Here is a 15,064-nt window from a genome sequence, read left to right as displayed (position 1 = left end):
GGGGGAAAGAGGAATCGAAAAACGGCAATGGCCTTTGGGTGAGGGTTTTTGCTTTTCAAGTAATCCGTATACCCCCAAACGTACCCCAGAGAAATATACCGCTGCTTACTTCATACTGGCGAAACCGCATACCGGCAGTGCGTGGATGGCAGAACGGCCTGGCAGCAGCGGTTGCGATCGCTCGGCGAAGGCCAAGTGCCGCTCACAAAGCGGCAGGGGTTAATAAGTCCGCCCGCCCACCTGCGCGAACGGTTGATCGATGCCGCTACAGATGGCGTGCATTCGGGCAATAAGAGAACCGATCGACGATCCACGCAATGCTCGACATTACACGCCTGCAGGCGACGGGCCCAGCGGTGATGTGGCGCTTGCGCGGATTCAGGGCGGGCGTATCATGTAGCACAAATGTGTCACTTTTCGAGGCTGCCATGCCAACGACCACACTACGCCTGTCGCCGGCACTGCGCGACCGTATCGCCAAACTGACGGAAAACACGGAAACAACGGCACATAGCTTCATGCTCGATGCCATTGCTGAAAAGGTCGCCAACGAAGAATTGCGTCGCGGCTATCTCGCCGAGGGGAATGCCCGTCTCGCGAATTTGCTGGAGACAGGAATGGGCGTCGAGTGGCCTGACATGCGCCGTTACCTGGCCGAGCGCGCACGTGGCCGCTCGCCCCTTCCACCCAAGGCGACAAAATGGCGCGGTTGATCGTCGCGCCGGAAGTTCAGGACGATTTTGATCGTGTTTTTGACTTCCTTGCGACGTACGCGCCGGATCATGCCGTGAGTCGGATCGATGAGATCGTGGCGGCATTGGACATTCTGCAAACGAGCCCGCAGATCGGTCGCCTCGCGGATAGCGATGGCATGCGCGAGCTGGTTATCTCAACCGGTGCTAATGGTTATCTTGCGCTGTATCGGTTTATCCCCGAACTGGACGTCGTGTTTGTTGTCGCGGTCCGAAGTCAGAGGGAGCTGCGGTATCAGCGTTGACACGGGCGAAATCAGAGGCGCTCAACGACGCTTCTCGTACTCCGTAGCTGATGGAGCTGCAACCCTTGCTGATCTCGTATAGAAGGGCTTCATGCACATGTTACCCAGATGATCGTCGTCATCTTTCCTCGCGCGAGGTGACGAGAAGATAGCTGGCAGATTCTGCGACGCCAGGTAGACGGCTCAGCACGGTCTTCGGCAGCAGTTGCGGCGTCGCGCGCGCACAACTGACCGGCGGTCGCGTTCGCGGCGTAGTTACCGGAATGGTTCCTCGACAGCCATCGAGAACGATGTAATGAGATTTCCGCGCCGGCCCTGAGCGCTATCGCTCGGCTCAAGCCGCACCAGAAAATCTATGTCCTTCTGTGCCAGCCGGGCGAACTGCTCTTCGACGGCCGCGAATTTCAGCAGGCACTGGACCTGCCAGTTCATCCCTACGACGAGCCATGTGGAGAGGCCATTCCATTCACTCAGAAGGATTGCTCCAGCGCTGCAATACTCCTCCGCGAATTTCTCGATGCGCTTCTCGACAATGCGCGTGTCGTCGGGCGACATGATGCCCGAAATGCGGATCGCGACCGAGTGCGCAACGCCGTCGCGCGCGAGGTAGACCGTGGCGATGCCGCCAAGATGACGGGATACGCGGCGGTCTATCTGTTCCGCGTCCAGATCGTCCTGTACGGCCAGCGCGCCGGACAGGACATAGTCTCCCTTCTCCATGAGATTTCTCCGCTACCTCCGCGCCGCAGGTGACGATGCGGCATCATGCTCCGGCGCCGGGCACGCTGCCAGTGATCCCGCAGGTGAATGCAATCACGCCGGCCTTTCCAGTCGCGCCAGAATCCACGCCTGTCGCGCACGCATCGCACGGACCTGCTGGTCCAGATCGTCCAGTTCGGTGCAGTTCGACATGACGTTCAAGCCCGATCGGCAAGAAGGACAGATCGCCATACAGGTTCTTGCTGAAGACCGCACCGGCACGCGCCCACTTCTGTGCAAACTGACTGAGCGTGTCCTCGGTCTCCGACTGTTCAGTTTCGGGCTCAGGCACTTAACCCAGGCTGCATCAGGTGTGCAAACACGGGTCTCCCAGTTGGCAGACGCTTTCTCGGGAGATGTGACCTTCACACCTACCGCGAGCGGGGATGGCGTCAGTGTGGGCATTGACGACACCGGCGCCATAGAACGGCAAATCCAGTGCGAGATGCCCGATCTGCCGGCCGACGTCAGCATCCGTGCACGCGATGGCGATTTATGTGGTCTAGCTGCCTTCGAAGCTGTGGTTTGGCCTAGAGTTTGCATTTTTTGCACATTGTTCAGACAATAATCCGTTACATCATGTTACATTTTGTTTAAAAATGTAATTAATGAGAATCGGGTCGAACAATGAATGCGAAAAGCCATCGGTCGGTTTTCAATCGGCATCGGGGAATGTTGGTTGCCGTTGAGAAAACCGCTAGCACTGGACGTCAAGCGAGTCAGGGTGGGTACCGCGGTGCTCGCACAGGGCGTCACGGCCGACAGGACCGACCACACGGCCTCGCGATTTTACGCGATCGAAAGGTGGCTTTCGCTGTGCTGGCTTGCGTGTTGCCCACGGTTGTCTTCGCACAGGTCGTAGCCGATCCAAACGCCGGCGCACGTCGGCCGACGGTCATTCAGACAGCGAACGGCTTGCAGCAGGTGAACATCGTCGCACCCTCTGGTGCTGGGGTTTCCACCAACGCATATTCACAACTGTCGGTGCCCCACGCTGGGGTGATTCTCAACAACTCGTCCACGATTGTCCAAACCCAGCAAGCGGGCTACATCAACGGTAATCCAAATTTCGCGCCGGGCCAGTCCGCGCGAATTATCGTGAATCAGGTTACGGGCAATTTACCGTCGTCCTTGAATGGCTATCTGGAGGTTGCAGGCCCCAAGGCTCAGGTAATCCTATCCAACGCCAATGGCATCCTGGTCGACGGTGGTGGTTTCATCAACACCTCCAGAGCCACGCTTACGACAGGTACGCCCAACTTCGATGCGGGTGGAAACGTCTCTGGTTTTACGGTGACGGGTGGAATGATCACGGTTCAGGGCGCGGGCCTGAATGCAGCGAATGTCGACCAAATCGATCTGATCGCGCGAGCGGTCACCGCCAATGCCGCGATCTACGCGAACAATCTAAACGTTGTTACAGGCGCGAATCAGGTTGACTACGACACGCTGGTGGCTACGCCGATCGCCGGGACCGGTGCGGCGCCCGGCGTGAGCATCGACGTGAGCCAGTTGGGCGGCATGTATGCCAACCGCATCGTCCTGGTCGGTACCGAGCAAGGTGTCGGGGTGTCGCTACGTGGGGTACAAGCGGCACAGGCGGGCGATCTAACCCTCACCACGCAGGGGCAACTGGTGCTCGCTGGCCAGACGAGCGCCACTGGCAATGTATCGCTTTCGGCGCGCGACGGCATCACCAATAGCGGCACGACGTATGCCGCGCAATCGGTCACAGTGAGCTCAGGTGGGACGATTGCCAATAGCGGTAGTCTCGCTGCGCAGCAAAACGCCATGGTCAACGGGAGCACTATCGCCTCGACCGGCCTGTTGGGCGCGGGCGTCAATGCCGATGGTTCGATGGCGCAAAGCGGCGACCTGACGCTCGGCGCCGTGAACTCGGTGTCTGCCAACGGCATGAACGTGGCTGGCGGCAATGCGTCGGTGCAAGGTGCTAGCGCGAGCCTTTCCGGCAGCCAAACTTCGACGAACGGCAACCTGACTGTGGCCGCGAGTGCGGGCAACCTCGATTTGACAGGCGCAACTACGCGTACGGGCGGCGTGTTGAATGCGAGCGCGCAGGGGACCCTGATTAACGACCGAGCATCGACGAGCGCGCAGGGGCCGATCAGCATCACTGCGGGCGCCGTCTCGAATCAGGCCGGCCAGGTCGTTTCACTTAGCACCACCAGCGTACAAAGTGCGGGCGCGATCAACAACCAGCAAGGGGCCATCCAGGCAGCGGGCGCTGGGCGTATTTCAGGCGCCTCGATCGATAATACGGCCGGCCGCATCGTTTCGTTGAATGGCGACGGACTGTCCATTTCGAGCACGGGTGCGTTGACGAATGCGGTGGGCGCTACGGGGAGTGGTGCGCAGGGTGGCGTGATCGGCGCCAACGGCGCGCTGCAACTCAGCGCGGGAGCGCTCGCCAACCACGGGCAGATCAATGCGCTAGGAGACGTCGCGGTTAACGCACTAGCGTTCGACAATACGTCGGGGACGACGACCTCAGGGGCACGCTGAGCGCCACCGTGACCGGGGAGCTTAAGAACACTCGCGGCTCATTTTCCGGTGCGAACACTAACGTTTCTTCTGGGTCGATTGACAACGGTTCCGGCTCGATCCAGGGCAATCACTTGAGCCTTGCCGCAACGGGCGATTTCTCGAATCGCAGCGGCACGATCACGCAGTTGGGTACGGCCGATACGACCCTGACCGCTGGCGGTGCATTGGACAATACCGCGGGCACGCTGACGCTGAACGCGGCCAATCTGACACTTGCAACGGGCGGCCTGACGAACGATGCTGGCAAGATTGCGCACGCGGGAACTGGTGCGCTGACGGTAGGTGCCCAGGGCGCCACGAGCAACGTAGGCGGTAGCATCGCGACCAACGGCCAAATGATTCTTGATGCGGCTAGTCTCTCGAATGCGCAGGGCACGGTGTCAGCACAAGGAGACTCGGCGCTGACGGTTCGAGGCGCGCTCGATAACGCGAACGGACTGCTGCACGCGGGCGGATCTCAAGCGCTGCAAGCCGGTGGCGCGATCACGAATCAGGGCGGCACCGTGGAGGCCGCAGGCACGCACGCGAGCTTGAGCGTTTCGGGTGCGAGCGTGGACAATTCGACTGGGCGCATAGTGAATGTCGGCGATGGCGCGGAGACCGTATCAGCGCAGCAAGGCTTGAGCAATGCGGCCGGAGGGTTGATTGGCGGCAATGGGAATGTGGCCCTGTCGGGCCAGCAGATCACCAATGCTGGATCGGTGTCAGCAAGTGGCCGCGCGCAAATCAACGGAGCGCTCAATAACAGCAAGGGCACGCTGATCGCGAGCGGTGCGCTTGATTTGCAGACTACGGGGGCCATTCAGAATATCCAGGGCGAGATCCAGGCGGGCGGTGCGCTAACGAGCACCTCGGCGTCGCTCGATAACACGGCTGGAAGGCTGGTGTCGCTCAACGCCGACGGCATGCTGATCACGACGACAGGAGCCCTGACAAACGCAACGGGTACGACGATCAGTGGCGCAGCAGGCGGGGTGATCGGCAGCAACGGCGCGCTGCAAGTGAAAGCGGGGTCGCTAGCCAATCACGGCCAAATGAGTGCGCTAACGGACACTACCGTCAACGCACAATCGTTTGACAATAGTTCAGGGGCAACCAGTGCCGGTGGCACGCTGAGCGCTACGGTATCCGGAGCGCTCACGAACACCCAAGGCGCGCTCTCGGGCGTGGAAGCAGACCTGTCGACTGGGTCGATTGACAACGGCGCTGGCACGATCCAGGGCAATCACCTGAGCCTTGCCACAACGGGCGACCTGTCCAACCGCCAAGGTACGATCAGTCAGCTTGGAACCCTCGACACGACGATCACCGCTGGCGGCTCGCTCGACAACACCGGCGGGAAGCTTGCCTCAAACGCGACAAATCTGACGGTGAACACCACGGGCCTGACCAACGACGCCGGTCAGATTGCCCACGCGGGCACGGGCACTTTATCTGTGGCAGTCCAAGGTGCTGCGAGCAGCGTGTCGGGCAGCATCGCGACCAATGGCAACGCGGTCTTCAACGCGGAAAGTCTGGCGAACGCGCGAGGCACGATCTCAGCGCAGGGCGACTCGGTGCTGACGGTCCACGGCGCACTCGACAATTCGAACGGGCTGCTACATGCGGGCGGATCCCAAACGGTTCAGGCGGATGGCGCGATCACGAATCAGGGCGGCACCGTGGAGGCTGCAGGCACGCACGCGAGCTTGAGCGTTGCGGGTGCGAGCGTGGACAATTCAACGGGTCGCCTGGCCAACGTCGGCGATGGCATCGTGACCGTTTCGGCTGGACAGAGTTTGAGCAATGCTGCCGGAGGATTCATCGGCGGCAACGGGGGGGTGACGTTATCAGGTCAGCAGGTCATCAACGCTGGATTGGTCTCGGCCAACGGGGATGCGAACGTCGCGGGCCAATTCAACAACAGTGCCGGAACACTCACTGCGAGCGGCGCCATCGGCTTGCAGACAACGGGTGCAATCCTGAACACGCAAGGCGAGATCCAGGCGGGCGGTGCGCTGACGAGCACCTCGGCCTCGCTGGACAACACGGCGGGCCGGTTGGTGTCGCTCAACGGTGACGGGTTGTCGATTACGACGACGGGAACGCTCACGAACGCGGCGGGCACTACGGCAGGTGGGGCCACGGGCGGTCTGATCGGCACGAATGGCTCATTTCGGACGGCCACCGGAGCACTGGCGAATCACGGCCAGATCAGCGCGCTCGGTGACGCAACCGTGCACGCGCAGTCGTTTGACAATAGCTCGGGGACAACCAGCGCCGGCGGCACACTTACCGCCGCGGTGTCTGGAGCTTTCACGAATACCCAAGGCACACTCTCGGCGGTCGAAGCGGATCTGTCGGCGGCATCGATCGACAACGGATCCGGCTCGATTCAGGGCAATCACCTTAGCATCACGACAACGGGTAACCTGTCCAATCGAGAGGGCACCATCAGCCAGTTTGGAACCGTCGATACGGCGATTGCCGCCGGAGGCGCTCTCGATAATACCGGCGGGAAACTTGCATCGAACGCGACGAACCTGACGGTGACAGGGGCTAGCCTGACCAATGACACCGGTCAGATTGCCCACTCGGGGAACGGCACGCTGAGTGTTTCCATGCAAGGCACGGTGAGCAACGTGGACGGGAGTCTCGCGACCAACGGCAACGTTGTTTTTAATGCGGCGAATCTGGCGAACGCGCAGGGCACGATTTCGGCTCAGAACAATTCGGCGTTGACTGTTCAAGGTGCGCTCGACAATACGAACGGCATGTTGCATGCGGGCGGCTCGCAAGCGGTGCAAGCGACGGGCACGGTGACGAACCGAAGCGGCACGATCGAAGCAGCGGGGACGGGATCGACCGTGAGCGTGTCCGGTTCGGGTGTTGACAACACGGGAGGACGAATCGCCAATGCCGGCAGTGGGCTCACGTCCGTCGCCGCGCAACAGGCACTGACCAACGCAGCGCTGGGCTCGGTGCGTGGCTTCGTTGGCGGCAACGGTGACGTGGCGCTGTCGGGCGCGCAGATCACCAACTCGGGCGATGTGAGCGCAACCGGCAATGAGACGCTTACCGCACAGAGCGTGAATAACGCGAACGGCTCACTGGTTGCTGCCGGCAATGTCGGCGTTCAGATACCCGGTGCATTCAGCAATCAGTCGGGGCTCTTGAGTGCGGGCGGTACCGCCTCCGTTGGCGCGGCTTCCATCGATAACTCGGCCGGCCGCCTTGAAGGCACGCAACTCGCCGTGACCTCGCGAGGTGGTCTGAACAATTCGGGCGGTACGCTCACGCAATACGGCACAACCAACCAGCAGATCACCGTCGCCGGTACTTTCACCAACACGTCGGGTACGGTGTCGAGCAACGCTACCTACCTGGGAGTCACAGCGGCAAGCCTGATCAACGACCACGGTGTGATCCAGCATGCGGGCGCCGGCCAGTTCAGCCTGAGCGCCGCCGGCGCCGATACCAATATCGGTGGGCGGATCGGTACTAATGGCGCGCTTGTGGCGCAACTCGGAAGCCTCGACAACACGGGCGGTACGATTTCGGCTCAACAGACCTTGAACGTGGTGGCGTCCTCGGACGTGGCGAACCGCAGCGGCGGCACACTCTACGGCAACACGGGCGCGAGTGTGACCACGCACGGCCAGTTCGACAACACGGCCGGATTCACAGAGAGTGGGGCAAGCCTTGCCGTGCAGGCAGACGGCGCGGTGACGAATGTCCAGGGGACCATCACGGCGAACGGCACGAGCGCGGCGCATGGCGCGCTCAGCGTGTCGGGGGCGAGCGTGAACAATACAGCGGGGCGCCTTACCAATGCCGCCGACGGCGCGACGACGATTTCTGCGACAAGTATCGAAAATGCGGCGGGTGTCCTGGGTGGCAACGGCGATGTCGCCGTGAATGCGCAGAGCCTGTCGAACATGTCGGGTGCGCAAGTGGTGAGCTCGGGTGCGTTGAACCTGAATGTCTTCGCAAGCGTGAACAATTCCAGTGGCATGCTCTACGGGGGCACGGCCCTGCGGTTGATTCAGGCCAGCGTGTCGATGGCCAATAACGGTGGCACGCTGCTCGGCGGGCTGGACGTGTCCGCTAATGTCGCTTATTTGAACAACCAGGGTGGCATCATCCGCTCGAACCGCGACATCAGTGCGAGCGGTGCGATTGTCGGCGACGGCGAGATGACAGCGGGCCGCAACCTGAGTTTGACGCTTGCGGGTGACTACACTAATGGCGCAGCGAATCACCTGCATGCCGATGGCGGGTTGACGCTCGCCGCGAGCGGTAACGTCACCAACACCGCGACCCTGGGTGCGGGCGGCACGCTCACGGTGAGCGGCGCCAATGTGACCAATACCGCGAGCGGCGACCTCGTTGGAGCAACGACCAATGTGAACGCTGCGGGCACGTTGGCCAATGACGGGCGCATCGAAGGCGACGCCGTGAACACGACGAGCGCAACCCTGGCCAATACGGCAACCATTATCGGTAACGCCGTGCAGGTGAATGCGACCGATGTGCAGAACATCGGTTCGCGCGCCGTGATCGCCGGTGCGCAGGCCGTCAATATTTATGCTGGCAATTCGGTGTCGAATCTCGATGGTGCGCTGATCTACAGCGCGGGGGATATGCAAATCGCGCGGGATGGTAGTCGCGATGGGACCGGGATGCTCGCCAACCAGGTGAATGTGCTCACGAACCGCTCGGCTGATATAGAAGCGGACGGCAGCATCGACATCGCGGCGCACACGGTGAACAACAACCGCACGAGCATTGTCACGCAAGCGGGCACACCGCAGACAAGTACGCAAACGCTCTCGCTCTGGACGGCGGGCATTACCGGCGACGATCTTGGCTACTACCAGAGCCAGACCTATCCTGAATGGAACTGGGGCGGGGGCGCGATCGGCACGGCGACGATCGGCGCACTGATGCATCCGATCACGGTCACGGTGCCGAAGTCACAGGTCACGAACCTTAATGCGAGCGCGCAGACGCTGTCGATTTCGGTTGCGCCAACGGACACTTACACGGACTCGACCGGGACATGGGACAGCGACGAATTTACACCCGCGCCGCAACTCACCCGCACCATCACGACCAATCCGACGCAGTACTACCAGAGCATCAAGGATAACGGTTCGACGTATTCCATCACCTTCTGGCCCGACTGGGATCCGGCTAAAAACATCCGGCCGGATCAGGTCAGGATGCGCTATGACCTCGGACCCGACTCGCACGACTACAGCGAAATCTCGCGTAGCGCTGCAATCACGACCACAACGGACCAACTGCTTAGCGCCACGGCGGCTGCGAAGATCCAGGCGCAAGGCACGATCCGGATCAATAGCGACGGCGGGTCGATCAACAACCAGTCCTCGACAATGGCGGCGGGCGGCAACCTGATTCGGCGTGCGACAGGAGGCAGTGTCAACGACACTGGCATCTTGCTCCAGCAGACTACAAGCGAGACCGACACGTCGACGTTCTATTGGCACCAGAAAACGGGGAACAACAGCGACACCCAGGTGGTGCTGTATCCGGCGGAGGTGACGGCCGCGACCACGGTCGGTGGGTTGCCGGCGATTGCAACGGCCAATCAAGCCTTGGTGACCGATGCACAAAACATCACCGTCGGAGCGGTGAACCGGCTGGGGGCAACGGTAACTGGCAATGGCGTCACGGGCGGCAACGCCACCGGCACGCAGTTGGGTGGGGTGACGGGCAGCGCCGGTACGGTATCTACTACTGGAACTTCGGGCGGTACGTCGGTGGCAGGTGCTTCGGGCTCGATCGGCGCGAACAGTCTGTCCGGTATTCCGGGCAGCGCGGGTGGCGTATCGGCGACCGCAGGCGGCATGTTAGTCGCAGGTGCTTCGGGCTCGGTTTCCGCAGCGAGTCTGTCCGGCACCAGCGGCGTGTCCACGCTTGCCGTTCACGGTGCTTCGACATTATCCGGGGCAAGCGGCATGACGCTCCATCCGCAGACGCTGGGCACAGCCTCCGGCGGCCTGCCTGATCTGGCGTTGCCGACCAACGGGCTGTACACCGTTCGCACGGCGCCGACGCAACCCTATCTGGTCGCGACCGATTCGCGCTTTACGCAGTACACGAGTTTTGTATCGAGCGACTACATGCTGGGCGCGTTAAACCTCAATCCGACCCAGGTCCAAAAACGCTTGGGCGATGGCGCGTATGAAGAGCAACTCGTACGCAATCAGGTCACCGCTCTCACGGGGCGCACGTTCCTCGCCGGTTATTCGGACAACATGGACGAATACAAGGGTCTGATGAACAATGGCGTGACGTATGCAAAGGACTTTAATCTGACTCCGGGTGTGGGCCTGTCGGATGCGCAGATGCAGCAGTTGACCACCGACATGGTGTGGCTGGTATCGCAGGATGTGACACTGCCTGACGGCACACATCAATCGGTACTGGTACCCAAGCTGTATCTGGCGCAGGCCGATACAGTGGATCTTGCGGGCAGCGGTGCGCTTGTTGCGGGTAACACGGTGGACATGAACGCGGCGGACACCGTCAACAACAGCGGCCACATTGTGAGCGACGTGGCGACAACGATTCTCGGCAACAACATCGTGAACCAAGGCGTGATTGGAAGCGGTGGCACCACAACAGTGATTGCAGTGCAGGATGTTCGCAACCTGAGCGGGCGTATCGGCGGGCAGGATGTCGTGGTGAGCGCCGGTCGGGATGTCGTGAACGAAACCCAAACGATCGGCGTGTCGCAAACAATGGCGACCGGTGGTGAAAACGGCGGTGTTTCGAGTGTCTTGAGCACGGGCGTGCAGGCAGTCGCCGCCATCAGTGCCGCAGGGAGCACGACGGTTACCGCGCAGCGCGACGTGAATGTGGTGGGGGCGACTATATCGGCCGGTACCAACACGGTGGTAGCGGCTGGACGCAATCTGAACGTGGAAACGGTTGCGCTTACCACCTCGCAAGACGTGCAGACAGCCGATGGCAAGAACTACGGGCACGACAGCGTCACGCAGAACCTGGGCAGTACGCTGTCAGCCGGTGCGAACCTGCTGAGCATATCGGGCGGGAACACGACCATTACCGGCTCCAGCGTGCAAGCGGGCAACAGCGCGACGCTGGTCGCAGCGGGTAATTTGACGGTAACGGCGGCGGTTGATACGCACACGCATAGCGAAGCGTCGCTCGGTGGTTCGCAAAGCCAATACACGAAATCGTCCTACGACGAAACGGTTCAGGGCAGCAGCGTTCAGACGGTGGGTGCAGCAACGCTCGCTGCGGGTCAGTCCAGTGCCGCGAATTCTCTGCTGCAGGCAATGAACGTTACTGCTGCCACCAATCCAGTCGTTGCTGCGACCGCGGGCGATCTGGCGATATTGGGTTCCTCGGTTACCACGCAAACCGGGGCGGCAAATCTGCTGGCATCGGGCAATGTGACGGTTGGTGCCGTCACTGAAACCCACGATGCCGATAGCTGGGCGAAAACGCACCATTCTGGCTTCCTCGATGAAGAGAAGACTCTCGACACGAGCAGCTCGCAAGCAACGAATTCGATTGGCTCGACTGTTTCAGCTGATTCAGTCAGCGCCATCGCGGGCAAGGACTTGACGGTAGCGGGTTCAACCATTGCCGCGACTAACGATGTTGGCCTGAGGGCTGGCGGGAATCTGACCATCGGGACCACGCAGAACACAAGCCAAAGCAGCACCTATCACGAGTCCAGCCTAACGGGGATTGGAGCCAGTGACGGCTTGTCATACGGCACCGATGCGCAGAAGACGGCGACTAACGATCAGTCGATAACGCAGGTAGGCAGCCTTGTCGGCAGTACCAATGGAAGTGTGACCCTCGGGGCGGGCAGCACCTTGCATATCACGGGCAGTGACGTGCTTGCAGCGCAAAACATTACGGGAACCGCAGCGAACGTCACGATCGATTCAGCCGTCACCACACAGCATCACGACGAATCGCAGGAATCGAAAACGAGCGGCCTTACGCTGGGCGCAACGGGTGGTTTGATCAGTCTCGCGGAAAATACTTCGCAGGAGACCGGGTCCGCGTCGAAGAGCGAAGATTCACGGGCCGCAGCATTGCACGGAATCGCGGCTGCGCGCGATGCGTACGATAGCGGGAGTGCTATTGCAGGTAGCACGCAGAACGGGATGCAGGGCATGGCGGTCCAGCTCAGTTGGGGCAACAGCCACAGCAAGTCCACGGAAAGCGACAACAGCACTACAAATCTGGGCTCGAATCTGAGCGGCGGCGGTAACGTCTCACTCACCGCTACCGGTCGCGACGCGCAAGGCAACCCGGTGAACGGAAATCTGAATATCGTCGGGTCCAACGTCTCAGGGACGAACGTCGCGCTCGCAGCAGCGAATCAGGTGAACTTGCTGGCATCTCAGGATACGGCCAATAGCCACAGTACCAATGAGTCGAGCAGCACGAGCCTGGCCGTTTCGTACGGTACGAACGGATGGGGTGGCTCTGCCTCGGCCTCGAAGGCGAGCGGTAACTCAGACAATGCGAGCGTCACGCAGAACAACACGCACATTGCCGCTACCGATACCGCCAGCATCATTTCTCAAGGCGACACGAACCTGACCGGCGCGACCGTGACGGGTAATACCGTGACCGCTAACGTCGGCGGAAATCTAAATCTCCAAAGCCTGCAGGACACAGCGCAATCGAGCGCGCACCAGCAGAGCGCGGGTGGTTCCGTCAGTTACAGCCAGTATGGTGGTGGCTCGGGCAGTTTCAGTGCGCAAAACCAGAACGGTTCAAGCAACTACGCGAGTGTTGCCGAGCAGACCGGCATCTCGGCCGGAGATGGTGGATTCAACATCGCGGTAAAGGGCAATACCGATCTGAAGGGCGGCATTATTTCCAGCACGGCAAGCGCGGACCAGAACAGCCTGACGACCGGGACGCTGACTTTTAGCGACATTCAGAATCATGCGGACTACAGCGCATCGACGAAGGGAATTAGCGGCGCCATGACGACCGGTAGTCAGTCGGTCGAAAAGCCGACGGGTCCCACGTCGGGCTCGAACACGGGCAGTATCTTGCCTGCCTTGCCCCAGAACTCAAACGGGAGTCAGGATGGCACAACCAGAAGCGCCGTGAGCGACGGCAGTATTGTGTTGACCAACGGGACGCAGCAAACGCAGGATCTGGCGAGCTTGTCGCGGGATACGGCCGGTACAAACACGGTTCTGAACAAGAGTCCGGACCTGAACAACATCCTCACGAATCAAGCCGATATGGCCGCCGCCACCAGTGCGGCAGGTGAAGCGGTTGCGAAAACGGTCGGAGATATTGCGACGGCGAAAGAGAAGGCAGCCGTTCAGCAATTGACGGCTGCGCAGCAAGCTTATCAAGCAGATCCGAGTGACGCGAACAAGGCTGCACTCAATGCGGCACAGACCACTGCGGATGGTTGGGCTGACAATGGCGCGTATCGGGCGGCACTTCATGGGGCAGGTTCGGCATTGGTCGTGGGATTGGGTGGGGGGAATGCGTTGGGGGTTGCTGCCGGAACAGCCGGTTCAGTGCTTGCTTCTCAGGCCACGGGCGATCTGGCGAAACAACTGACCGGTAAACTCGGGATCACGAACCCGGACGTGAGCGCGGCGGTGACGAACCTTGTGAACAACGTCGAGGCTGGTGGGATTGGCGCGGCGCTGGGAGGATCATCGGGAGCGGTGGGAGCGTCGAATGCGGATCGGTACAACCGGCAATTGCACCAGAGCGAATATGACCTCGCCAAGAAGGAAGCTAAGCTGGTCGCGCAGCAACTCGGTATTTCAGTTGAAGACGCTGAGGGTCGAATCGTTGCGGAGTTACAGCGCAACGTTGACGGGCAAACCGCTGAGGCAGACGGAGGTGTGCATGACTATCAGGTGCGATCAATCCTCGGATGCCAGATGCTGGAATGCAATGCGTCATCTACCGATTCAAACTACTGGAATCACGGCTACAACGCACAATACATCGGGCAGAACCAAGTCGCATATGCGCTGGGGACTTCCCAAGGTAGCAACGGACAGACCTATAACGGCTTGGTGACGAGCAACATCAAAAACAACCCGGTGAGTTCCATGATCGCTAGCGCTGGAATGATCGGGCTGGGTATTGCAACGGCAGGCGGGGCACCCTCTCTCATGAGCATGGCGACCGGCGGTAGCATCGGGGCCGCAGTGAACACGGGTGCGCAGTATGTGTTCAACAATGGTCAGATTAACTCTATCGACACAACGATGGCGGGCCTGACTGGCGCGCTCACGTTTGGTACGGGAATACTGCCAGGCTTGTTGATCAATACTGGCGGCTCACTCGCTGGATCAGCCTATAAAGGCGAAAATCCAAATACTGGTATCGCAGGCGCTGCGGCCGGGTCGGTCACCGGCTACTTGGTAGGTGGAAAAATCGAAGGAGCGTTGAACAATAAACTGAACCCCTGGTATCAACCGACGTGGGTCGATCTCGGCCTAGGCGTCTCGAAATCTGTATCGCCGAGTGTGTTGCCGTCACTTCTGGGCACTACGATGGGTGCGGCAGGTTCAGAAAGCACAAACGGCATCACGGGTATATTGCTTAGTCCGTCGCCCGTCAAGAAATGAGTCTGCAAATGACCCTCAACATTCGAGCACTGCTCGTATACCTTCTGATATGTCTATTTACGTTCACGATAGGAGCACTGGTGATTGAGCTCGGCGTGATCCCTCTAATAGTGTGGTTCCACGGATA

6 protein-coding genes are annotated in these 15,064 nt (G+C 60.5%); 4 read left to right on the top strand and 2 right to left on the bottom strand.

Features of this window, described 5'->3' with window-relative positions:
* Positions 1 to 428: 428 nt before the first annotated feature.
* Both M0D69_RS01335 and M0D69_RS01330 read left to right on the top strand, forming a co-directional pair.
* Complete coding sequence (locus M0D69_RS01335; RefSeq protein ID WP_301780286.1) at positions 429 to 713, top strand: CopG family ribbon-helix-helix protein; 285 nt, start codon at positions 429 to 431, stop codon at positions 711 to 713.
* Positions 701 to 997, top strand: coding sequence for a type II toxin-antitoxin system RelE/ParE family toxin (locus M0D69_RS01330; RefSeq protein WP_301780285.1), 297 nt, complete (start codon positions 701 to 703; stop codon positions 995 to 997). The genes M0D69_RS01335 and M0D69_RS01330 overlap by 13 nt, the downstream gene beginning before the upstream one ends.
* A 255-nt stretch (positions 998 to 1,252) precedes the next feature.
* Here M0D69_RS01330 and M0D69_RS01325 read toward each other — a convergent pair whose 3' ends face one another.
* Together M0D69_RS01325 and M0D69_RS01320 are read right to left on the bottom strand one after the other, a co-directional pair.
* Positions 1,253 to 1,717, bottom strand: a complete 465-nt coding sequence (locus M0D69_RS01325; RefSeq protein ID WP_301780284.1) for a hypothetical protein — start codon at positions 1,715 to 1,717, stop codon at positions 1,253 to 1,255.
* Positions 1,718 to 1,760: 43 nt separating this feature from the next.
* Positions 1,761 to 2,048: a hypothetical protein gene (locus M0D69_RS01320; RefSeq protein ID WP_301780283.1), complete on the bottom strand. Its 288-nt coding sequence runs from the start codon at positions 2,046 to 2,048 to the stop codon at positions 1,761 to 1,763.
* Positions 2,049 to 2,560: 512 nt separating this feature from the next.
* Here M0D69_RS01320 and M0D69_RS01315 point away from each other — a divergent pair.
* Positions 2,561 to 4,279 (top strand): filamentous hemagglutinin N-terminal domain-containing protein, encoded by a 1,719-nt coding sequence (locus tag M0D69_RS01315; protein ID WP_301780282.1) that lies wholly within the window; start codon positions 2,561 to 2,563, stop codon positions 4,277 to 4,279.
* Between the two features lie 113 nt (positions 4,280 to 4,392).
* Positions 4,393 to 14,937, top strand: a complete 10,545-nt coding sequence (locus tag M0D69_RS01310; protein ID WP_301780281.1) for a hemagglutinin repeat-containing protein — start codon at positions 4,393 to 4,395, stop codon at positions 14,935 to 14,937.
* Positions 14,938 to 15,064: the final 127 nt, after the last annotated feature.

The organism is Caballeronia sp. SEWSISQ10-4 2, from assembly GCF_030464885.1.
Taxonomy (GTDB): Bacteria; Pseudomonadota; Gammaproteobacteria; order Burkholderiales; family Burkholderiaceae; genus Caballeronia.
This window is presented reverse-complemented; position numbering and strand designations above follow the sequence as displayed.